Below are 20,868 nucleotides of genomic sequence, written 5' to 3' on the forward strand. Positions count from 1 at the left end.
ACCAAGTGCAGGTAGTACAGAGCCGGGCTGGCCAAAACGCTCGCCCTGTCACATGAGGGCATTACCCCGAGATTAGATGGTGCCTACCAGATAGCAAGCTCGGGGGCCGCACCGACTGTCGTGGTGAGAGGAGTTTGTCAGCGTGATCCGCCAATCGAGTTCGCGAAGCGGCTGATCATCATCCACGGCCCGGAGATCAGGACACACAGGGGCTGGGTCGCCCCAAGGCTCAAGGCTCAAGGCTCAAGGCTTCAACAAGGATCGCCTCTTTCCAGGCCGTCTTTCATGCTGACGTCCACCGGTTACGGGAGATCGTCCAGGCCGGGCCGACCGTTGTCTTCACCACGAGCGCTCCAAAACTACCGCTCGACATCCTCGGCACGGCACATCACGCCCCACCCCCGCCAGCCAGCCAGCCAGCCAGCCAGCCAGCGTAGTTGACGCCAGACACCCCCTCACCCCCTAGCGGTCAACGTAGTGGTTCACCTGCCGGGTTCTGCCGCAGCGCCCAGTTCCTCCATCGCGGACTGCAGGGTGCGGACAATCTCTCGCTCGTCGGTGCCGTATTGCGCCGGCAGAACCGGCTCCCCGATGACGACACGCACCCTTCCGCCGAAGCGCGGAAAATGCTTCCCTGGCGGCAGCACCTCGCGCGTGCCTTCGATCCACACGGGCACCACCGGGACGGGTTGTGCCGCAAGGACGAGCCCGATACCGGGTCGCAGTCTCTGGAGCGTGCCGTCCGGAGAGCGCTGGCCTTCCGGAAACCAGATCAGGCTGTTGCCCCGCTTCACACTGGCCGCGGCCAGAGCCAGACTCCGGCGCGGAGCGGACCCGGGGTCAACCGGCAGGACGCGCGCAGTGCGGCTGAGCGCCCCATACAACCGATTGGAGAAGAAATAGTCCTCCAGACCGGCCCAGTACAGCGACTCGAGATCCTGCCTGCTCAGCGCGGGCAATAGCGCCAGGGGGTCCACGAAACTCAGATGGCGGGGGGCGAGCAGGTAAGGACCGTCGGCCGGAAGACTGCCCTGGACCTCCACGCGCATCAGCAACCGCGAGAGCAGCCGCGCACAAACCAGCAGCAGGCCGCCGATCACACGACGGGCCGCGCCGGGGGGCTCCAGGTCCTTTTTTTGGTCTTCGGCGAGCAGCGCTTCCGGATCTACGAGCTGCGCCTTCAGTTCGCCCCGGCCCTCCTTGGCTTCGGAGGCCCCGGCCGCCTCCTGCAGCAGATCCCGGACCGTCTCGACGCGTTCGATCGCCGAATCATCCAGGTCGATCCCGGCGCGATCCTGCAGCGCAAGCGTGAGGTCGACCCAGCTGAGCGAATCGATCCCGAGCTCCTCGGCGAGGCTACTGTCGGGCGTAACGCGGATATCATGAAAGCGCTCGGCGAGGTAGTTCCAGGTACGTTCGGCGCCCGGGTCCGAGAGCAGCTGCTGGTCCTCGGGGGCCATCGACTCCGGAGAGACCGGCTCCGGTCGCGCCTCGGAAACGGCATCTTCCTTGCCCAATTCCTCGAAGAGCTCTTCGAGCTTGTGCCGGCGCAGCTTACCCAGGCGCGTGCGCGGAAGGGGATCGAGCGCAATGCGCACCACGCCCGGGCGGTGATGACTCGGCAGTTCCTCTGCCCCGCGCTTGACCGCATCCTTCACCCGTTTCTCCAGGTCCTCGCCGGTGACCTCGCGCAACAGCCCCGACTCCGGAACCACGACCGCCGCCAGGCGATCGTCATGCGCCAGCACGCCGGCCTCGCGGATCTCGTCAATGCCTTGCAGGGCGCCCTCTACCCGTTCCGGGTCGACGTTCTCGCCCCCGGAGAGCAGGATCATCGAGGACTCGCGACCGTGCAGGTGCAGGTAGCCATCGTCGTCGATCTCGCCCGTGTCCCCAGTGCGGAACCAGCCGTCCTCGTCGAGGACCTCCTCGGTCTTGTCCGGAAGATTCAGGTAGCCGGCAAAGATGTTCGGGCCGCGTGCCATCACCTCGCCGCGCCCGTCGCGGGAATCAGTGTCGTCGATGGCCAGCTCGACGCCCGGAAGGGGCAGCCCCGCAGCCTCCAGTCGCAACCGGTCCGGGGGGTTGTACGTGAGAATCGGCGCGGTCTCGCTGAGCCCGTAGCCGGTACCCACCTCCCAGCCCAACGCCTGCAGATCGCGCCCGAGTTTGGGGTCGAGCGCGGCACCCCCGGCGACCACCAGGCGCAGGCGCGGGGCGAGCCGCTGATGCAGGCCCTTGAACAGCCTGCGCCCCAGGCGCAGCCCGAATCGCTGGCGCGCCAGTCTCGACAGCCCCAGCATCTGCCGGAACAACAGCGCCACGATCCGCCCACGCCCCGTAACCCGGTCCTCCAGGGCCTTCCACACGGCCTCGTAAAGCCGCGGCACCCCCAGCATCACCGTTGCCTCGCCGTCGCGCAGGCCGCGCACGATCTGCGGCCCTACCAGGGAGAACGGCACGATGATGGGCGCCCCGAGGGTCAGGGGGACCAGGATGCCGACCGTAAAGGGATAGACGTGGTGGAACGGCAGCGGGACCAGGACCCGGTCGCGATGGTCCGCGATTTCCTCCGCACACAGCGCGTCGACATTGCTCGTCAGGTTCCGGTGGGTCAGCGGCACGCCCTTCGGCGGTCCGGTGGTACCGGAGGTGTAGAAGACCGCCGCGACATCGTCGTGTCGCGCAACCGACGATGCCGCATCCTGCTTCAGAAGCCCCTCCCACGCCTTGGAAGCCTCCGGCTCGGCATCAAAGAGACAGGTGCGCACCTCGCCCAAATCATCCGGGAGGCGCTGTTCCAGCCTCGACGTAGTGAAGATGAAGCGCGGCCGCGAATCGGACAGGGCGTGCTGCAGATCCTCGGAGGGCATCTGCGTGTCCAGGGGAACCACAGTGCCCCCCGCGTTCATCACCCCCAGCGCGGCGATGACCCACTCCGGGCTGTTCGGGGCGAACAGCCCCACCCGGTCTCCGCGTTCCAGGCCGGCCTCCCGGAGTCCGGCCGCCAGACGCCCGGCTCGCTCGAGCAGATCCGCCCGCGAAGTGGTTTCGAGGCCATCGCGGGTCATCGCGACGACCGCCACCTGCCCCTCCTCCGGCGACTGCGAGGCGAAGAGTTCGTCGACGGTCTGGGCATTCATGTCGGAAACCTCCAGGGAAACACGGATCAATGTGCCGCGTCGGGCTCGGCCCCGCCGGTGCGATTCTCGTCGCGCACGCGTTCCTCCGGCTTCAGCAGCCGGAAGCGGCAGTCGTCGCCGGGCGCCAACTCCCGGTAATGACCGCGGTAAGCCACCATGATCGAGTGGGTGGTATAGGCACCGCTGCGGATCTCCAGCAACTCGCGGGTGGCCTCCACCTCCAGCGTTTGGTTGCGATAATGCAATCGCACCTTCACGCAGTGCAGTTCCGGGGGGAACACCGGATCGAAGTGGAGCACGTTACCCCGCATGTCGATCCCCAGGTAGCAACGCTGAACCAGATCGACGCTCCCGGCCATCGCGCCGACATGGATGCCCTCGGGCGTCGTACCGCCCTGGATGTCCTCGAGGTCACTGTCCAGGACGCGCTGAAAGAGATCCCAGGAATGGGAGCGGTCAGACCGCGCCATCACCCAGGAATGCGGCACGTGGCTCAGGGTCGAGCCGTGCGAGGTGCGGGCCAGGTAGTAATCGACGTTGCGCGGGATCATCGACGGATCGAACGGATAGCCGAGCTGTTCGAACAGCATCGCCAGCTCCTCCGCCGAGAACAGATAGAACATCATCAGGACGTCGGCCTGCTTTGAGACCTTGTAGCGATTTGACGAATCGCCCTCGGCCTCCAGGATCCGGTCCAGGCGCTGGATATCACCGTAGCGTTCCCGGTACTCCTGCCAGTCGAACTCTGCGAGCTGTTCATAGCCCTCGAACTGACAGATGATCCCGTCCGCGTCCATCGGCACGCGCAGCTTGCGGCTGATCTCGTCCCAGAGATCGAGTTCCGCGTCGTCCAGGCCGACACGTTCCCGCAGCTCCCGCCAGCGGATCTCCGGAAGCAGGTCGATGACGTCCCGCGCGCGGGTCAGTACCCAGGCCGCCATCACGTTGGTGTAGGCATTGTTGTCCACCCCGCCCTGGGCCTCGGGGTCGGCGTCCGGATACGCGGTGTGATACTCGTCCGGCCCCATCACACCCTTGATCTCGTAGCGCTCCAGGTTCGGGTTATAGACCGATGCACTGGCCCAGAACCGGGCGATCTCCAACAGCATCTCCGCCCCGTAGAAGTTCATGAACTCCTGGTCACCGGTGGCCTGGAAGTACTGCCACAGGTTGTAGGCGATCGCGGAGTTGATGTGCCGCTGCCGGTGGGAGGTATCCGGGAGCCACCGCCCCGAAGTCGGGTTCAAATGCAGTCGCTGCGTCTCCTCGCGTCCGTCGCTGCCGCTCTGCCAGGGATACATCGCGCCCCGATAGCCGGCCTCAAGCGCCGCCTGCCGGGCCTCCCCGAGGCGGCGATAGCGGTAGCGGAGCAGCGCCCGGGTCAGCATCGGAATACGCAGGTTCAGGAAGGGGAAGATGAACAACTCGTCCCAGAAGACATGTCCGCGGTAGGCCTCGCCGTGCCAGCCCCGCGCGGGGATGCCGGTATCGAGATCGACCGAGTGCTTCGAGGTGGTCTGCAGCAGGTGAAAGATGTGGATCCGCAGCTTGAGTTCGGTATCCGGCGCCGCGTCATCCTCGAGCGCAATGTCGCATTCCCCCCACAGGTGGCGCCAGGCCATCTCGTGGCGGGCCCGAAGGGCGTCGAAATCACCGGCACGGCCGAGGGTTCGGAGGGCCTCTATGCCGGGTTCGGCGATCGCGGCATCACGCGACGAGTACAGCGCGAGGACCTTCTCAATCCGGAGGTTAGCGCGTTCCGGCAGATCGAGGATGATCTCCTGCGCCACGCCCTGCGCCTCCCGCAGCGTTTGGCGCTCGACCCCGGCCTCCACGCCTTCGTGGTACACACGGGTGCGGGCGGCCTGCGCAATGTCGAGCCGGGACTGGTTGGTCCGGGCCCGAAGAAAGAGGGTGTCGTCGCCCCGGTGGTCCGCCTCGAGAATCTCGAGATGGCGGTTCTCGAGCCCCCGGTAGCGCGCCACGCCATCATTGACCACCCCGCCGTCGAGCGCGGAATGCAGGGTGACCCGTCCCGACCAGTCCTCCGCGGTCAGCTCCACGCACAGGGCCGCGAGGTGCGGGTTATCCATGCTGACCAACCGACGCTCGCGCCACTGCGTGGTACGGCCCGCCGGATCGCGGAAACGCACGCTGCGCAGCAACAGGCCGCGGTCAACATCGAGTTCCTGTGCAAACGACAGGATCTCCGTGTCGTCAAGCCGGAACCAGTCGCCGTCATCCACGCGGAAGGTCAGCGGCAAGGCGTTGGGTAGGTTGACTAGGTCCTCGTTCTCGACCTTCCTACCGGCCACCTCGCTGATCAGGCGGTTGTAGCCGCCGGCGAGATAGGTGCCCGGGTAATGCACGTCATCCGCCCACGCGTCCGGCGCGGCACCCCGCATCGCGAAATACCCGTTGCCCAGCGTGCACAGCGCCTCGCGCAGACGCTCCTGCCAGGGACGGTAGCCGGAGTAGCGCAACACCCAGCCTCCCTTGTCCCGTGTATCCGCCGCCGCGGCATCGGAGACGCGCGCCGCCAGAATCCCGGTCAGGGACTGGAGCAGACGTTTCACGCCGAGGACGTCATCCACCACGCAGTCGGCAGCAGTCGCCCGGGTTTCGTCATGTCGCACCGCGACGCAAATGCCCTCCCCCGCAAGCGCGCGGAAGGCGTCCTCGTCGGTCAGGTCGTCGCCGACATACACCGGCACGAACTTCTCGCCCGGGCCGTCCACCTCGCCAAGAATCCAGCGCACGGCCTCGCCCTTGTTCCAGTGGATGCCCGGACCGATATCCAGCACCTTCTTGCCGTGGCCGAGACGCAGTTTCGGGTGTACCTCCAGCACCTCGCGGACGATCGCGCCGACCCGATCCACCTCCGCGGTGGCGACACGCCGGTAATGCACGGCAATGGAAAAGCGCTTGCGCTCCACCATGTGGCCCTCGATCCCGGCCAGCCGCTGCGTTAGTTCCTGTTCCGCCGCATCCAGTTCGGGGAGGAACTCATCGCCCTTCTCCAGACTTCGGTCGTCGTCCTTCGGACCGGCGATCTCGAAGCCGTGGCTGCCCGCGAGCCACACGGAGTCGAGGGCGACCAGCTCCCGAAGCTTCATCAGATCGCGACCGCTCACAATGACCACACTGCAGTGCCGGGCCAGCGCCCCCACCGTCGCGCGCATGTCGCCGGCCAGCCATGCCTGCGTGTGATCCTCGATGATCGGCGTCAGGGTGCCGTCGTAATCCAGAAACACCACCGGACGCGCGGCCTGCAGGCGCGCGAACATCTCGCTCTCGCGATCCCGGGCACGGGGCAGATCGACGAGCGTGCGTCGGGTCAGTCCGGCGGCACGACTGTAGCGAAGCTCGGCGGCATCGCGGACCACCAGGTCGGCGCCGAGCTCGAGCAAGGCATCGGCACGGTCGGGACCGGCCATGCCGATCACGGGCCGAAAGCGGCCGCGCACCGCCGCCTCGACACCACTGCCCGCATCCTCGAGGACCGCGCATTCCTGCGGCGCTACGCCCAGTCGCCGCGCCGCCTCCAGCAGCATCGCCGGATCCGGCTTGCCGGGGATATCCAGCCGCGCCAGCTCGTTGCCATCCACCCGTACGTCGAAGGCGTCGAGCAAGCCGGCGCTGCGCAGGACGGCCTCCGCATTGCGACTGGAAGAGAACACCGCGGCCGGGATGCCACCGCGGCGCAGTACATCAAGCAGTCGCAGGGTGCCCGGGAGCGGCTGCACCCGGTTTGCCTCCAGCCAGGCATGGAAATACCGGTTCTTGCGCCGGCCCAGGCCCGCGACCGTCTCCGCCTCCGGGTCATCCTCGTCGCTGCCGGCCGGCAGTTCGATGCCGCGCGCGTCAAGAAACGTGCGGATGCCCTCGGCACGAGGGCGCCCGTCCACATACCGGCGATACTCCGCATCGGCGTCGAAGGGCTCGAACGTCTCTCCGAAACGCTCGGCGCGCGCCTCGAGGAACTCGTCGAACAGGCGCTTCCAGGCCGCGGCGTGGGCGCGTGCCGTATCCGTCACCACCCCGTCCATATCGAACAGCACGGCCCTGGTGTTTGCCCCTCGTTCCGCCTGATCCTTCATGCGGGCCTCCCGCTGCATGAAATCCCTCGGTCGAATGGCGGCGCCTGCAGGCAACCCCCACTCTCATCATACGCATGGAAAGATTTCGCCAAGAAACCCTGATCTTCGATGAAACCCTGCCGCCGCCACGCGGCACGGATATCACCCTCGCGCAGATAATGAGCACCCCGACTGTCGTGCTGAACGGGGTTTTTCAGAGTGATTGGCCAATCGAGTTCGCCAAGCGGCTGATCATCATCCCCAGCCCGGAGATCAGGGCACACGCCCCAGGCCTGGGTCGCCCCAAGGCGCGGGTGTTTCAACGAGGATCGCCTGTTTCCAGGCCATCTTTCATGCGGACTTCTACCGGTTATGGGAGATCGTCCGGACCGGACCGATCGTTGTCTTCACCACGAGTCTCCCGAAAAAACCGCTCGACATCCTCGGCACGGCACATCACGGTACCCTCGCTCAACAGCGCGGCGGCACCCGCGGCGACGGCATACCGGGCCGCACCCCCGAGTGACTTTCCGCCAGCCAGCCCGAGTACGAGAGCAGCCACGAAGCTGTCACCCGCACCCACCGCGCTGCGGGCTTCAACCTCTGGCGAGGGGAGATGGAAGACACCCTCGGACGAGGCAAACAGCGCCCCTTCCCCGCCAAGGCTCAGCGCGACGATCTCCGAGCCGCCGGCGTCGAGGATCTTCTGCAGCGCGGCCTCCTGCTCTTCCCGCGAATCCAGATCGGCCCCGGTTAGCTGGCGCAATTCCTGTTTGTTGGGCTTGACCAGGAAGACCCCTTCATCCAGCGCAGCCTCCAGGGAGGCGCCGGAAGCATCGACAACACAGCGGGTCCCTGCCTGCTTTGCCAGCCGTGCCACCCGGGCCGTGAAATCGTCCGGGACCCCTTCCGGCAGGCTGCCGCTCACCACCAGATAGCCACCGTCCGAAAGCGCCTCCTCCACACGGTCCAGCGCCCCGCGCCACTCCTTCTCCTGCCACTCCGGACCCTCCAGAACAAAGCGATATTCCTTTCCGGTCGAGTCCTCGGTCACGTTAAAGCTCTGGCGGGTGCTGCCCTCGATTTCGATCGGCTGTGCTCCATCCAACTCGGCTTCCAGCAACCCGCGGTACACGTCGCCCATCGGGCCGCCCACGGCGTAGAGCGCCGTCGCCTCGCCTCCCAGACGCTCGATCACGCGGGCGACATTGACGCCACCGCCACCGGGATCGAAACGGCCGCCCGAGCAGCGCAGCTTGTGTTTGCTGACCACCTCCTCCACCGACGTGCTGACGTCGAGTGCGGGATTCATCGTGAGCGTGACGATCGGTTGCATCGTATTTCCTCCGGTGCTTGCGCGCGGATGTTCTCAAGTACCGAATCCGGGTATCGGCGTAGCGCCCCACTCATCGGCTGCGAGTTCCTCTGTGCATTCGGCCTGCGCGACCCTCCGCTTCACCATGAAGCTGTCCGGACACTCACCAGGATGCGTTCGATCCCCTGCTCCACCCGAAACGCGGCGAACTCCGGGTAGTCGTTCGGGGCCCGACCGCCGAGGCCGGTCTCCACACCGGCGTCCCGGGCCTTTTCCAGCATCACACCGTTCGCGGCGATGCTCTCGCCGAAGCCGGGATCGCGAGACCACTTGTCCGGCACTGGCGTCCAGGCACCCGCCTGCGCATTGACAGACTTCGCCACCAAACCCCAGTCTCTAGGCAGACGCTGCGCGGTCCTACGGCCCGGACAAGCAGTTGCGCTTCAGGGGCCACCCGCCACCGCAGCCGGGCGGGTTCCCTGACATCAGTGTAGCCCACCATCGGAGGGGTCCCGTTGAACGTCACTGAGATGCCCCCGCCACCTCTGGACGGCTATGTGCCGATCGAGGATCACGGCCTGATCGGCGATGGTGCCAGGACCGGAACGCCGCCGCGTTCGTCCCTGGCCTCCGGCGCTTCGGGCTGCGCATGAGGCGCGGGCGCTGGTTCCTGCTTGGGTTGCTGGCTGTCTACCTCTCGACCGGCGCCTACCACCTGTACAAGCCGCTTCCCGAAGGGCTCGATGTCGTCACGCCCTACCATCCCGCCGAGGGGGTCGAGTTCCTCGCGGATGCCACATGGACGGACACGCAGGGCAATCAGCACACAGAGCAGGAGATATTCGATGCCGCCCTGGAGATGATCGGACAGGCGCAGTCGCTGGTCGTCGCGGATTTCTTTCTGGTGAACCAGTTTGCGGCGACGTCCGAGGCTGCGCATCGTCCACTCTCAAGCGAGTTCGTCCTCGGACTGGCGGAGTGGCACGCACAACGCCCCGGGGTCGAGGCGCTGCTGATCACCGATCCCTTCAACACCCTCTACGGCGGCATCAAGCAGCCCCTGCTCTCCCGGCTGGAGGCGCAGGGGATCCCCGTGATCGAAACGGATCTGCGGGCCCTGCGCGATCCCAACCCCCTGTGGTCGGCCACCTGGCGCATCTGTTGTCAGTGGTTCGGCAACAGTTCGCATGGTGGTTGGCTCCCGAACCCGGTGGGCGATACACCCGTCACCCTGCGCACGTACCTTGCGCTTCTAAACTTCAAGGCGAACCACCGCAAGACGCTGGTCACGGATGGGCCGGACGGCTGGACCGGACTGGTGACCTCGGGGAATCCGCATGACGCCAGCAGCCGGCACGACAACATCGCCGTGCGTTTCCGGGGCGCCGCGGCCATCGACCTGCTGCACACCGAGCGCGCGGTCGCAGAGTTCTCGAATGGAACCCGAACGGCCCTTCCGGATCGCGTGGAAGCGAACGGAGCCGTCGATTCGCCCGCCGGGATCCGAGTCCTGACCGAGTCACGGATCCGCGACGCCGCCCTGGAGATGATTGACGCCTCGGATCCCGGGGACCAGCTGGACCTGTGGATGTTTTACCTCTCGCACCGGGCCATCGTGAAGGCCCTTCTGGCCGCGCAGCAGCGCGGCGTCGACCTGCGGGTGCTTCTCGATCCGAACCGTGATGCATTCGGCCGGAAAAAGCAGGGACTACCCAACCGGCAAGTGGCGCTGGAACTGAACGCCGGGGGCGTCTCGGTGCGCTGGTGCAATACCCAGGGCGAGCAGTGCCACGCGAAGATGCTCCTGCATCGTCCTCGCGATGGAGATGCCACGCTGCTTGCGGGCTCCGCGAACTTCACCCGGCGCAACCTGGACAATTTCAACCTGGAGACCAACGTGCAGATTCAGGCCGAGGCCGGGACTCCGGTTATCGCCGATGCCGCCCAATTCTTCGATACCCGCTGGCACAACGAGCCGGGCCGGGTTCACAGCCTCCCCTACCAGGAATATGCCGACGACTCCCGGCTGCGCTACTGGCGCTACCGGATGATGGAGGCAACCGGGCTGTCTTCTTTCTGATCCGCACCAGACACCGCTTACTGCGGTGCGGACCCGTTCCACACTCGGAAACACCACGCCGAGGGCGGACGCCCACGAGTATGGCGGTTATTCGCGAACCAGCAGGCGCGGGCCACACCACGCTGGGCTGAACCCACCGAAGCGACCTCCCTCCACGGGGGACGCACCGCCCCCGGGACGGACTCGCGGCCATGCCTCTGGCAATGCCAGGCACTGGGCCGGGGAGCAAGAAAAGGCGATCGGGGCGGCGACGCGGCTCGCGCGACCGTTTCCATTTCGCCAGGCCTCGTTCTTACCGGAAGCGATCCGAAGCGTTCCGAAGTGCCTTTGCCATGTCATCCCAGGCGGACTCCATTCCTTCCCGCAACTCCTTCCACGAATCCTCGCTCGCCTCGCGCACCTGGCGTAGCCGTTCCTCGGCCTCGTCGCGCCGTTTACGCAGTTCCTGGATTTGCTCTTCGTACTTGGCGCGCAGATCCGCATCCGCCTGCTTGGCCTTCGCCTCCAGCTTTCCCAGGTCGTGGTTCCACTCGTCAATTTTTGCTTTCATCTTCTCGACGTATTGTTCGCGATCACTCATCTCGTCCGTATCCTTGTTCTTCGTGAATTGCATGGGTCCGCTGCGAACCAAGGATCCGCAGCATATAAAGCTGCGCCCTGAACACGCCCCAATACATCCGTTAGCGGAAGCATTGGTCCGGGACTAGGGCCTGCTGGCTCAAACTAAAGCCCTCTGCTGTATGTGCGGGGGAATCAGCCCAGTTTTTCGAGCAACACCCGACAAAATGCAGGCAAGTCATCCGGCGTGCGGCTGCTGATCAGGTTGCCATCCTGCACGACTTCCTCGTCGAACCAGTCGGCACCTGCGTTGACCATATCGTCACGGATCGAATGGAACGAGGTCACCCGCCGCCCGGCCAGTATGTTGGCCGATACGGCCATCCAGCCACCGTGACAGATCCAGGCCACCAGCCCGCCACGCTGGTGCACGGCGCACACCAGATCGACCATTGCCCGATGCCTCCGCATCTTGTCGGGTGCCATGCCGCCCGGGATGATCAGCGCATCAAGGTCGTTCGCATCGACCCCGACGGCACTGACGTCCGCCTTCACCGTATAGCCCTTGGCGCTGGCGTATTCCGGCTTGCCGGCGCCCACAACGGAAACCCGCATCCCGGCTTCCAGCATGCGCAGCCGTGGATAGTGCAGCTCCAGCTCCTGGTAATTATCTTCTGCGAGGATGGCGACATGCTTGTCGGCAAGGCTCATGGTGCTTCCTCCATGCAGGGGTTTTCATGACGGGTGTAGTCAAGCCCGCGGCGGAAGAGCGTCACGCCTGCCCTTCCATCGCCTGATCCTTCAGGATCTCGCGGATTGCTTCCACCTCCAGGGTTTCCTGTTCCGCCAGGGCCTGGGCAAGGGTTTCGAATGCTTCGCGGTGTTTTTCCAGTGTCTCCCGAGCGCGAGCCTCGTTGAATACCAGAGATTCGGCCAGACGCCCGCCCGAACATCACCGCGATCTTGTCGCGCAAGTAGGACTCGCCGAAATTGTAGCGCTCCTCCTCGGGCACCTGCGCCGTTACCGCAAGGGCGTGCCCGCGCGGGATCACGGTCGCCTTTTCGAGAGCATCAGCCTTGGGTAACAAATACGCCAGAAGGGCATGCCCCGACTCGTGGTACGCGACGATCTGTTTGGCTACATTGAGCGGTTCCACAATCCAAGGATGCGGCGCCGCATCGCCGTTCAGGATCTGAAGTTTTCAGCCCTTTCCAAACCGTCCGCAGAAATGGGGTAGAACCCGACTGGGTGGTGATCGAATCGCGCAACCATGCCCGCAACGGCGAGATCCTCGTGGTCCTGATCAATGGCGAAGAAGCCACCCTCAAGCGTATCGAGCAGCCCCCGAATGTCGTCCTGCTGCACGCGGAGACTCGGACCTATGCGCCCCTCTTCGTCGCCCCGGACCGACTCCGCATCCAGGCCGTACTGGTCGGGCAGATGCGCCGTCACCTCTGATCGAAGCAGCCCGTCAGCAGGCGAAGTCGAACGGATGCAGCGGCGGCTCGGCCGGGTGGATCCAGGCGGGGCTGCCCTGGCTCCACCACCAGGCCGCCACGGCCGCGGCACAGGCGGCCACCGAGTGATCGCTGACCTGATCGAGATCGCACACCCCGTGGAGCCCCTGCCCCTCCAGCCAGACCAGCAGCTCGCGGCGCGCCTCTGAATCATGCTTCATGGCCTTCAATGTCGCCACCGAGGCGTCCCTCAGGACCATCGCCACGGTGGGGTGTACCTCCACCACCCGGGCGTCCGGGCGCTCGCTGCGGAGCATGCGGCTGACCGCCACGCCCCGCAGCGTCAGGTAGGCCATGCGCGGTGCGGAAGGTGCCATGACGGTTCCGGCCGGCAATCCGTGTTCGACCGCCACGCGTCGCAGGGACTGGTCGGATGTGCGGCTGCCTCCGATGGGCGAATACGACAAGGGCGCATCCAGCCCCACAATCGCGCCCGCGGGTACACGGTCGAGGATCGCCTGGTCATTGGCCCCCGCCACCAGCTCCAACAGATCGAGCGCCCCACCCTGTTCACGGAACACGGCGACGGAGGTATGCGCGGCACTCCCGGGACCGGACAGGTCCACCCCGATGATCGTCTGCCCCATTCGATCTACCTCGGCCCGCTTCTGACGAAGGGCCACCATCGCATCGATCCTGGCCGGGTGCGATCAAAAACGGGATCGCGTGGTCCGAAAGTAACCTTCACATACATGGTGAGCCGCGCAGCCAATGAATTCTCCGGATGTGGAACGCGACCGAACCGTCGATCCGAACGAGGTGGAGCGCTACCGCGCCCTGGCCGAGATGTGGTGGCAACCGGATGGCAGACTCTGGCCCCTGCACGTGCTGAATCGCCTGCGCACCGACTACATCCGGGATCAGCTCTGCCACTCGCTCGGACGGGACCCGGAAGCCGACCGCCCCCTGGCCGGCCTGCGCATGCTGGACATCGGCTGCGGCGGAGGCCTGTTGAGCGAGGCCATGGCCCGCCTCGGTGCGGACGTGCTGGGCGTGGACGTGGTGGACCGCAACATCGCCGCGGCCCGGCATCACGCCGACGAGCAAGGCCTCGATATCCAGTACGAGGTCAACACGGCGGAGGCCCTCGCGGAGCGCGGAGAAGACTTCGATGTGATCCTCAACATGGAGGTGGTCGAACACGTCGCGGACCTGCCGGCGTTCATGGGGAGCGTCAATCGCATGCTCCGCCGCGGCGGTCACACCTTCGTGGCCACGATCAACCGCAATCCGGTCTCGTTCGTGGTCGCCATTGTCGGGGCCGAGTACCTCTTCCGCATCCTGCCCCGAGGCACCCATCAGTGGAAGCGATTCGTCACGCCCCGGGAAACGCGGGACCTACTGGCACGGGACGGCCTGGAGCCCATGACGCAGACGGGGGTCAGGGTCAATCCGCTCAACCGCCGGATGTGGCTGTCACGATCCATGAGCGTCAACTACATGATCCTGGCGCGCAAGCCCATTGCCTGATCCGGCGCCCTCGCTCGCCGGACACGCCACCACGAGGCAGGAAGCACGCGACCCATGGGTGGCCAGCACGCTCCATTCCTCCACCACCAGATCCGCGGCCGCGAGCTGGGCGCGGAGATCCGCCTCGTAGGTCACGTGCCCGAAATCGATGGTCGTGATCCGCAGCAGCAGGGGCTTGAGGATCTCGACCCAGCGCGCCGGGTGGCGCTGGATGGTCTGCGTGAACAGGAACCGGCCGCCTGGCGCGAGCAGCCCCTTGCAGTGGCGCAGGGCCTGTTCCGGATCGGGCAGCAGCATGAAGCTCGCGGAAAAGTACACCACGTCGTAGGGACCACCCGCGTGGTCGTACACGGATTCCCGAAATACCGCGGCGCAGTCGGCCAGGGTTGATTCCTGCAACCGGCGCCGCGCCCGCCGGACGTAGTCGCCATCGATGTCGATCCCGGTCAGGTGCAACTGCTTGTGCCGCGCCCGCTCGGCATTGGCCAGCAATGCCCCCGCCGTGCCGATGCCCACATCCAGCACTCGCGCGCCATCGGGCATCCGATCCAGGGCCTCCGCATACCAGCGGGCGGTCAGTCGCAGGATCAGGAGATCGTAGATCGCACTTCGCATCAGGCTTCTCGCCAAGGACCGGTAGGGCAGCGCGGCAGGGACAAGGGCCGTACGAACCCTCGCCAGGCCCTGCGCGCATCATCGCACCCAAGCAGACAGTCTTCCACGAACCTCTCGCCTCCCGGCCCGACCCATAACTGGCATCTTGTTTGCATATCGCTACAAGAGGGCGGAAACGTCATTTTTCCGTCGCCCGACGGAGGTCCCGCCCCTCGATGACGAAAAGGCAAAGATTGCCAAGGAGGGTCATAAGATGATCAATCTGTTCCTTACCCGACGCCAACTGTTCCTCCTGGTGCTGGGCACCCCGCTGGCCACGGTCCTGCTATTCGTTCTGGGTGTCTTTTCGGGCGCCGCGATCGGGGCCCCCGGACCGCTTGTCGCCGAGCCCGAATCGCCGGCAACCGAGAACACGGGCTCGGCGCCGGAATCCGGACGCGCCCGCGCGTCTTGGCTGGATACCCCGGCACCCTTGTCGACCCGCGCCGGCGATGACACCGCATTGCCACTCTTCTCGCCGGCTCGCCATTCCGGCCGCATTGAGCGGAAAAGCCAGGAGCCGTCGCTGGCGGAACCCACGCCGGAACGCCAGCATGAGCGGAGCGAAGCCGCCTCCGCACCCGAGGAGCTGTATTCCATCCAGGCCGGCGTATTCACCGAACTGGAAAACGCCCGGAAGCTGGACCGGATCCTGAAGGCCCGCGGGCTTGCCAGCCGCCTGGAGGTCGTGGACGGACCCGAGCCGGCCTCCGAACGCTACCGGGTTCGCATCGGCCTGTTCGACGCGCGCGCAGCCGCGATGGCCGCCCTCGAGGCACAGGAAGGGGATACGCTCGCGGATGCCTTTATCGTCGCGCGGCCGTTGAACCACTCCTGAAACGCACCTCAGTCCGTGCGCGGCAAGCTGCGCAGGTAGCGTTCCTGGTCGGGGCTTTCGATCGCGCCGGGACGGGCCGACCGGACCTCCCGGATGGCCGCCTCCGGCGCAAGCCCGCGTTCGATGAGGGTCAGGGCAGCAATGGTGCCCGCACGGCCCTGACCGCCCCCGCAGTGGAACACCACGCGCTCGCCGGCCCGCAACCGCTGGTGGACCTGCGGCCCGACATCCTGCCAACCCTCTTCCCAGGGCCGATCGGGAGCGGCCATGTCGCCGATCGGGAGATGCAGCCAGCGCATCCCCGCCGCCCGAACGGTCTTCCCGAGATCCGGAACACCCAGATCAGTTAGCTCGGACCCCTGATTCAGGGTCACGAGCACGTTCGCACCCCAGTCCCACAGCGCCGCCAGATCCGCCTGCACGTCCTGCGCCGCGCAACTCGTTCCATCCGGCCGCTTGCCGGGGCAACGAGTCATGCCAATCGCCCCGCCCTCGGGCAGATGAATGACCCCGATGTCGAACGAAGGGGTCTGGCCGGCCGTGGGGGATGTCATGGCGTGCTCCTGCCGTGGGGGTCGGAATGGGTGCATCAAAGATAGGGACCAATCAGGTGCGTGATCCACCCCGCCAGGCGTCGCCGCAGCGGCCGGTTCTCCCAGTCCTCGATGGTCAGGCGCTCGGCATCGGCCTTGTCCACCTCGATCAGTTCGCGGATCTCGCGGGCGAAGCCTTCGTCCCAGATGTTCAGGTTGGCCTCGTCGTTCAGACGAAACGACCGGTTGTGCAGATTCGCGGAGCCGATACTGGCCCAGCGGTCGTCGATCGCCATCAGCTTGGAGTGGTACATGCGCGGATGATACTCGTACAGTTCCACCCCGGATTCGAGCATCGGCCGCCAGCGATTGACCGATGCATGACGGAAGAAACCGAAGTTCATGCTGTCGCCCGGGACGAGCACGCGAATACGGACGCCCCGGTCGGCCGCCTCCTCCAGTACCTCCAGGAACCGCGGATCGGGATAGAAATAGGCCGTACCGATCGTGATGTGCTCTTCCGCCGCGGCGATGGCATGCAGAAACATCAGGCGCACCCGGTGACGCCCCTCGCGCGGGGCACTGTTAACCATCTGGGCGTCGCGATCCCCCATTTCGGACAGCTCGGGGAAATACGCCTCGCCGGTGGGCATCCGCCCCGTGGCGTCCAGCCAGGTCTCCAGGAACACCGCCTGCAGATTGCCGACCACCGGGCCCTGGATGCGGAAGTGATTGTCGCGATAGCCATCGCGGTCGTCACCGTCAACCCAGGGATCGGCCACGTTGGCTCCCCCGATGAAACCGGTATGACCGTCCACCACCAATAGCTTGCGGTGCGTGCGGTGATTGAAGCGCGACAACTGGTACCAGGACGGCTCGCGCCAGCGCACCAGCTCCACCCCGGCCTCTTCCATGCGCTCGAACATCTCCGGGTCAGCATCGCGCGAACCAAGGAAATCCAGCATGGCATGCACCCGAACCCCGCGTTCCGCCGCACGCGCCAGGACCTCGGAGAAAATCGCCGCCTGCTCGCCCCAGTACTCGTACACCTCGAAGGTGACCGAATGCTCGGCGTTTTCGATCGCCTCGATCTTGGCCGCGTAGATGGCCTCGCCGTCCTGTAACAGGTCAATGCGGTTGCCGCTCATGATCGGCTGCTGCAGGAGCAGGCCCATGTCCCGCCGGAACTGCTCCGACGAAGTCCCGTACTCCAGCGCCAGCGGCTCTTTCAGCCGGTCCGGTTTCGGCAACGCATTGAACAGCACCACATTCCCCAGCGCAAAGATCAGGGCAATCAGCACCACCGGGAGCAGGACGTAGCGCATGGGGTCTCCAGGCACGCAGCGAATACATGAGGATTTTGGCTCAGTGTACACAGCCGGTTACAAAAACCGGCGAAGGTTCGTCAGGTGGCCTGTTATCCCGGCACCGCGTTGAAGCGTAATGGGTTGGCGATCCCCCCGGTCATTGTGGGACGGATTCCATATACTGTATATATCGACAGTATATGGAATCCGCAGCCCATCCCCCCACCCGCAAGCATGCCGGCGCCCCCCCGGCCTATGCCGAACTGACGACGCTCAGCAACTTCTCGTTCCTGCGCGGGGCTTCGCACCCGGAGGAACTGGTCGAGCAGGCGCAGGCACTGGGCTATCGCGCGCTGGCGCTGACCGATATCGCCTCGCTGGCTGGTGTAGTACGAGCACACTCGGCAGCAAAGGAATGTGGGTTACACCTGATCCTGGGGGCGACCTTCCGGCTGGCCGATGGCCCCACCCTGACGCTTCTGGTGCGCAATCCCACGGGGTATTCCGCCCTGTGTCGATTGATCACTCGGGCCCGCGGCGCGGCGGACAAGGGACACTACCACCTGACGCGCGCCGACCTGGATGCCCTGCCCGCCGAGAGCCGCACCGGCTGGCACAGCCTGCTGCGGGTCGAGGCCGACAGCCCAGGGACGGCGCTCGCCGAAGCGGCCCACTGGCTGTCCGGATGGGCCGCCCCAGGTCAGGGCCACCTGGCCGTGAGCCAGTTGCGTACCCCCGAAGATGCCACCCTGACGACCCGCGCCCGGACGCTGGGAACCGCCACTGGACTCCCGCTCGTCGCCTGCGGCGACGTGCACATGCACCGGCGCGGCCGGCGAGCACTACAGGACGTGCTGACCGCCCTGCGCCTGCGTTCGACGGTCGCGGAGGCGGCGCAGGAACGCTTCCCCAATGGGGAACGCTGCCTGCGCCCGCGGGCCGAACTGGCCACGCTGTATCCCGCCGCCTGGCTTGAGGCCAGTGTGGCCATCGCGCGGGACTGCGACTTCTCGCTGGACGCGGTCACCTACCGCTACCCCACCGACCCGTTGCCGAAGACCATGACCCCGTCCGCCTACCTGCGCGAGGAGACCCTCAAGGGCGCGCTCAAGCGCTGGCCCGATGGCATCCCGGCCCCGGTGCGCGAACAGATCGAACGCGAACTGGGCATCATCCGCGAGCTGGGCTACGAGCCGTACTTCCTGACCGTGTACGACATCGTGTGCTTTGCCCGCGGCCGCGGGATCCTGTGCCAGGGGCGCGGCTCGGCCGCCAACTCGGCTGTGTGCTACGCACTTGGCATCACCGCAGTGGATCCCTCGCGCTCCAGCATGCTGTTCGAGCGCTTCATCTCCGCCGAGCGCGGCGAGCCGCCGGACATCGACGTCGACTTCGAGCACGAACGCCGCGAGGAGGTGATCCAGTACATCTACCGGCGCTACGGCCGCGAGCGCGCCGCACTGGCCTGCACGGTGATCCGCTATCGCCGCCGCAGCGCCCTGCGCGACGTCGGCCGGGCGCTGGGCATCTCGCGCGCGCGGCTGGATGCGCTGACCGCCAACCTCGCCTGGTGGGACGACGGCATCCCCGCCGAGCGCCTGCGCGAGGTCGGGCTGGACCCGGACGGCGCCCTGGCCCGGCAGTGGCAGACGCTGACCGCCGAGCTGCTCGGCTTCCCGCGCCACCTGTCGCAGCACACCGGCGGCTTCGTGATCGCCGACGGCCGGCTGGACGAGCTGGTCCCCATCGAGAACGCGGCCATGCCGGAACGTTCGGTGATCCAGTGGGACAAGGACGATCTGGACGCGGTGGGCCTGCTGAAGATCGACGTGCTGGCGCTGGGGATGCTTTCCTGCGTGCGCCGCGCGCTGGAGCTGATGGCGCATCACCGGGGCCGCGACTGGGGCCTGGCCGACATTCCCGCCGAGGATCCGGCGGTCTATCGCATGCTGCAGAAGGCCGACACCCTGGGCGTGTTCCAGATCGAGTCGCGCGCGCAGATGAGCATGCTGCCGCGCCTGAAGCCCGCGAACTTCTACGACCTGGTGATCGAGATCGCCATCGTGCGCCCCGGCCCGATCCAGGGCGAGATGGTGCACCCGTATCTCAAGCGCCGCGCCCACCCGGAGCGGGTGCGCTATCCGAATGCAGAGGTGAAACGCGTGCTCGGACGCACGCTGGGCGTGCCGATCTTCCAGGAGCAGGTGATCGAGCTGGCGATGGTTGCGGCCAGCTTCTCCGCCGGCGAGGCGGACGGGCTGCGCCGTGCGATCGGTGCCTGGCGCCGCACCGGCCAGCTCGCGCGTTACCGCGAGCGCCTGATGGACGGCATGCGCGAACGCGGCTATCCGGAGAGATTCGCCGAGCAGCTGTACAAGCAGATCCTCGGCTTCGGCGAATACGGATTCCCCGAGTCGCACTCGGCGAGCTTTGCACTGATCACCTATGTCTCGTCCTGGCTCAAGTGCCACGAGCCCGCGATCTTCGCCTGCGCCCTGCTGAACAGCCAGCCGATGGGCTTCTACGCCCCGGCGCAGATCGTCGCCGACGCCCGCCGCCACGGCGTGGAGGTCCGCCCGGTGGACGTGCGCTGCAGTGACTGGGAGTGCACGGTGGAACCGCTGGCCGGGAGCGATGCGCTGGCCCTGCGCCTGGGCCTGAACCGCGTCGGCGGGCTGGCCCGCGACGTCGCCACGCGCGTGGTCACCGCCCGCGTTGAACGGGCCTTCGCGGACGTCCCGGATCTGGTGGCCCGCGCCGCCCTCACCCGCGCCCAGGCCAATCGCCTGGCGCGCGCCGACGCGCTGAAGGGCCTGGCCGGCAACCGCCACCAGGCGCGCTGGGCGACGGAGGCGGTGGAGGAACCCCTGCCACTGTTCGCCGAGGGGCCAGGCGAGACCGTGCGCGAGGCCGACGTGACCCCGCTATTGCCACGCCCGGATGCGGTGGATGACCTGGTCCAGGACTACGCCACCACCGGGCTGAGCCTGGGCCCGCACCCGCTGGCACTGATGCGCCCGTCCCTGGAACAGCACCGCCTGGCCACCGCCGCCCGGCTACTCGAACAACCCGGCCACAGTGGCGCCCGCTACGCCGGGCTTGTGATCACCCGCCAGCGCCCCGGCTCGGCCAACGGCACAGTATTCCTGACCCTGGAGGACGAGACCGGTACGTTGAACCTGATCGTCTGGCCGGACCGGGTGGAACGCTTTCGCGCCGAGGCCCTGCACGGCCGCCTGCTGGAGGCCCACGGCGAGTGGCAGTACAGCGAGGGCGTCGGCCACCTGATCGTGCAGCGCCTGATCGACCGCAGCACCTGGCTCGGCGAACTCGCCACCCACTCCCGCGACTTCGGCTGAACCGCAAAGCGGCC

General features: G+C 66.6%; 15 protein-coding genes and 1 pseudogene. 5 read left to right on the forward strand and 11 right to left on the reverse strand.

The annotated features are described in order from the left end of the window. Positions 1-482 precede the first annotated feature (482 nt). From B0684_RS01885 to B0684_RS01905, 4 genes are all read right to left on the reverse strand, one after another. Positions 483-3,143 carry an AMP-binding protein gene (locus B0684_RS01885; protein WP_018650186.1) on the reverse strand — a complete coding sequence of 887 codons (2,661 nt, stop codon included), beginning with the start codon at positions 3,141-3,143 and terminating at the stop codon, positions 483-485. Between the two features lie 26 nt (positions 3,144-3,169). Continuing rightward, the gene (gene otsB, locus B0684_RS01890) at positions 3,170-7,261 is read right to left on the reverse strand and encodes a trehalose-phosphatase (protein WP_018650187.1); all 4,092 of its coding nucleotides are present in this window, start codon (positions 7,259-7,261) and stop codon (positions 3,170-3,172) included. Positions 7,262-7,592: 331 nt separating this feature from the next. Continuing rightward, entirely contained in the window at positions 7,593-8,558 is a 966-nt protein-coding gene (locus B0684_RS01900) for a 1-phosphofructokinase family hexose kinase (RefSeq protein ID WP_018650188.1), read from the reverse strand. Between the two features lie 119 nt (positions 8,559-8,677). After that, entirely contained in the window at positions 8,678-8,920 is a 243-nt protein-coding gene (locus B0684_RS01905; protein WP_231365734.1) for a hypothetical protein, read from the reverse strand. A gap of 266 nt (positions 8,921-9,186) precedes the next feature. Between B0684_RS01905 and B0684_RS01910 the strand changes: the two genes are divergently transcribed. Next, on the forward strand, positions 9,187-10,617 hold the full coding sequence (locus tag B0684_RS01910) for a phospholipase D-like domain-containing protein (protein ID WP_018650189.1): 1,431 nt from the start codon (positions 9,187-9,189) through the stop codon (positions 10,615-10,617). 292 nt (positions 10,618-10,909) lie between these two features. Here the strand turns inward: B0684_RS01910 and B0684_RS01915 are convergent, their stop codons facing one another. The 3 genes and pseudogenes from B0684_RS01915 to B0684_RS01925 form a co-directional block, all read right to left on the reverse strand. Next, entirely contained in the window at positions 10,910-11,197 is a 288-nt protein-coding gene (locus B0684_RS01915) for a sll1863 family stress response protein (protein ID WP_038032202.1), read from the reverse strand. Between the two features lie 173 nt (positions 11,198-11,370). Next, positions 11,371-11,886 (reverse strand): type 1 glutamine amidotransferase domain-containing protein, encoded by a 516-nt coding sequence (locus tag B0684_RS01920; protein WP_018650190.1) that lies wholly within the window; start codon positions 11,884-11,886, stop codon positions 11,371-11,373. A gap of 61 nt (positions 11,887-11,947) precedes the next feature. Then, positions 11,948-12,311, reverse strand: a pseudogene (locus B0684_RS01925) (hypothetical protein); the annotation flags it as partial. Positions 12,312-12,427: 116 nt separating this feature from the next. Here B0684_RS01925 and B0684_RS01930 point away from each other — a divergent pair. Beyond that, the gene (locus B0684_RS01930; protein WP_018169669.1) at positions 12,428-12,634 is read left to right on the forward strand and encodes a LexA family protein; all 207 of its coding nucleotides are present in this window, start codon (positions 12,428-12,430) and stop codon (positions 12,632-12,634) included. Positions 12,635-12,647: 13 nt separating this feature from the next. Here the strand turns inward: B0684_RS01930 and B0684_RS01935 are convergent, their stop codons facing one another. Beyond that, on the reverse strand, positions 12,648-13,319 hold the full coding sequence (locus tag B0684_RS01935) for a DUF429 domain-containing protein (protein ID WP_018169668.1): 672 nt from the start codon (positions 13,317-13,319) through the stop codon (positions 12,648-12,650). An 85-nt stretch (positions 13,320-13,404) separates the two neighbouring features. Here B0684_RS01935 and ubiG point away from each other — a divergent pair, with 85 nt between their 5' ends. Then, the gene (ubiG, locus tag B0684_RS01940) at positions 13,405-14,163 is read left to right on the forward strand and encodes a bifunctional 2-polyprenyl-6-hydroxyphenol methylase/3-demethylubiquinol 3-O-methyltransferase UbiG (protein ID WP_038084752.1); all 759 of its coding nucleotides are present in this window, start codon (positions 13,405-13,407) and stop codon (positions 14,161-14,163) included. Here the strand turns inward: ubiG and B0684_RS01945 are convergent. Next, positions 14,110-14,778 (reverse strand): class I SAM-dependent methyltransferase, encoded by a 669-nt coding sequence (locus B0684_RS01945; protein ID WP_018650192.1) that lies wholly within the window; start codon positions 14,776-14,778, stop codon positions 14,110-14,112. The genes ubiG and B0684_RS01945 overlap by 54 nt on opposite strands. Positions 14,779-15,031: 253 nt before the next feature. On the opposite strand from B0684_RS01945, the gene B0684_RS01950 reads away from it, so the two are divergent. Next, positions 15,032-15,655, forward strand: a complete 624-nt coding sequence (locus B0684_RS01950; RefSeq protein ID WP_018176858.1) for an SPOR domain-containing protein — start codon at positions 15,032-15,034, stop codon at positions 15,653-15,655. Positions 15,656-15,663: 8 nt separating this feature from the next. Here B0684_RS01950 and B0684_RS01955 read toward each other — a convergent pair whose 3' ends face one another. Together B0684_RS01955 and B0684_RS01960 are read right to left on the reverse strand one after the other, a co-directional pair. After that, entirely contained in the window at positions 15,664-16,209 is a 546-nt protein-coding gene (locus B0684_RS01955) for a cyclin-dependent kinase inhibitor 3 family protein (RefSeq protein ID WP_018176859.1), read from the reverse strand. Between the two features lie 35 nt (positions 16,210-16,244). Continuing rightward, the gene (locus B0684_RS01960) at positions 16,245-17,513 is read right to left on the reverse strand and encodes a phospholipase D-like domain-containing protein (protein WP_018169663.1); all 1,269 of its coding nucleotides are present in this window, start codon (positions 17,511-17,513) and stop codon (positions 16,245-16,247) included. A gap of 182 nt (positions 17,514-17,695) precedes the next feature. Between B0684_RS01960 and B0684_RS01965 the strand changes: the two genes are divergently transcribed. Continuing rightward, positions 17,696-20,854: an error-prone DNA polymerase gene (locus B0684_RS01965; RefSeq protein ID WP_018650193.1), complete on the forward strand. Its 3,159-nt coding sequence runs from the start codon at positions 17,696-17,698 to the stop codon at positions 20,852-20,854. Positions 20,855-20,868: the final 14 nt, after the last annotated feature.

Origin of the sequence: Thioalkalivibrio versutus, assembly GCF_001999325.1 — a bacterium.
In the GTDB taxonomy this organism is placed as follows: domain Bacteria; phylum Pseudomonadota; class Gammaproteobacteria; order Ectothiorhodospirales; family Ectothiorhodospiraceae; genus Thioalkalivibrio; species Thioalkalivibrio versutus.

Coding starts and splice junctions, on each gene's coding strand:
- B0684_RS01910 (WP_018650189.1), top strand. CDS start 9,187: ATGAGGCGCGGGCGCTGGTTCCTGCTTGGGTTGCTGGCTGTCTACCTC.
- ubiG (WP_038084752.1), top strand. CDS start 13,405: ATGAATTCTCCGGATGTGGAACGCGACCGAACCGTCGATCCGAACGAG.
- B0684_RS01965 (WP_018650193.1), top strand. CDS start 17,696: ATGGAATCCGCAGCCCATCCCCCCACCCGCAAGCATGCCGGCGCCCCC.
- B0684_RS01935 (WP_018169668.1), bottom strand. CDS start 13,319: ATGGTGGCCCTTCGTCAGAAGCGGGCCGAGGTAGATCGAATGGGGCAG.
- B0684_RS01915 (WP_038032202.1), bottom strand. CDS start 11,197: ATGAGTGATCGCGAACAATACGTCGAGAAGATGAAAGCAAAAATTGAC.
- B0684_RS01920 (WP_018650190.1), bottom strand. CDS start 11,886: ATGAGCCTTGCCGACAAGCATGTCGCCATCCTCGCAGAAGATAATTAC.
- B0684_RS01960 (WP_018169663.1), bottom strand. CDS start 17,513: ATGCGCTACGTCCTGCTCCCGGTGGTGCTGATTGCCCTGATCTTTGCG.
- B0684_RS01955 (WP_018176859.1), bottom strand. CDS start 16,209: ATGACATCCCCCACGGCCGGCCAGACCCCTTCGTTCGACATCGGGGTC.
- B0684_RS01950 (WP_018176858.1), top strand. CDS start 15,032: ATGATCAATCTGTTCCTTACCCGACGCCAACTGTTCCTCCTGGTGCTG.
- B0684_RS01885 (WP_018650186.1), bottom strand. CDS start 3,143: ATGAATGCCCAGACCGTCGACGAACTCTTCGCCTCGCAGTCGCCGGAG.
- B0684_RS01900 (WP_018650188.1), bottom strand. CDS start 8,558: ATGCAACCGATCGTCACGCTCACGATGAATCCCGCACTCGACGTCAGC.
- otsB (WP_018650187.1), bottom strand. CDS start 7,261: ATGCAGCGGGAGGCCCGCATGAAGGATCAGGCGGAACGAGGGGCAAAC.
- B0684_RS01945 (WP_018650192.1), bottom strand. CDS start 14,778: ATGCGAAGTGCGATCTACGATCTCCTGATCCTGCGACTGACCGCCCGC.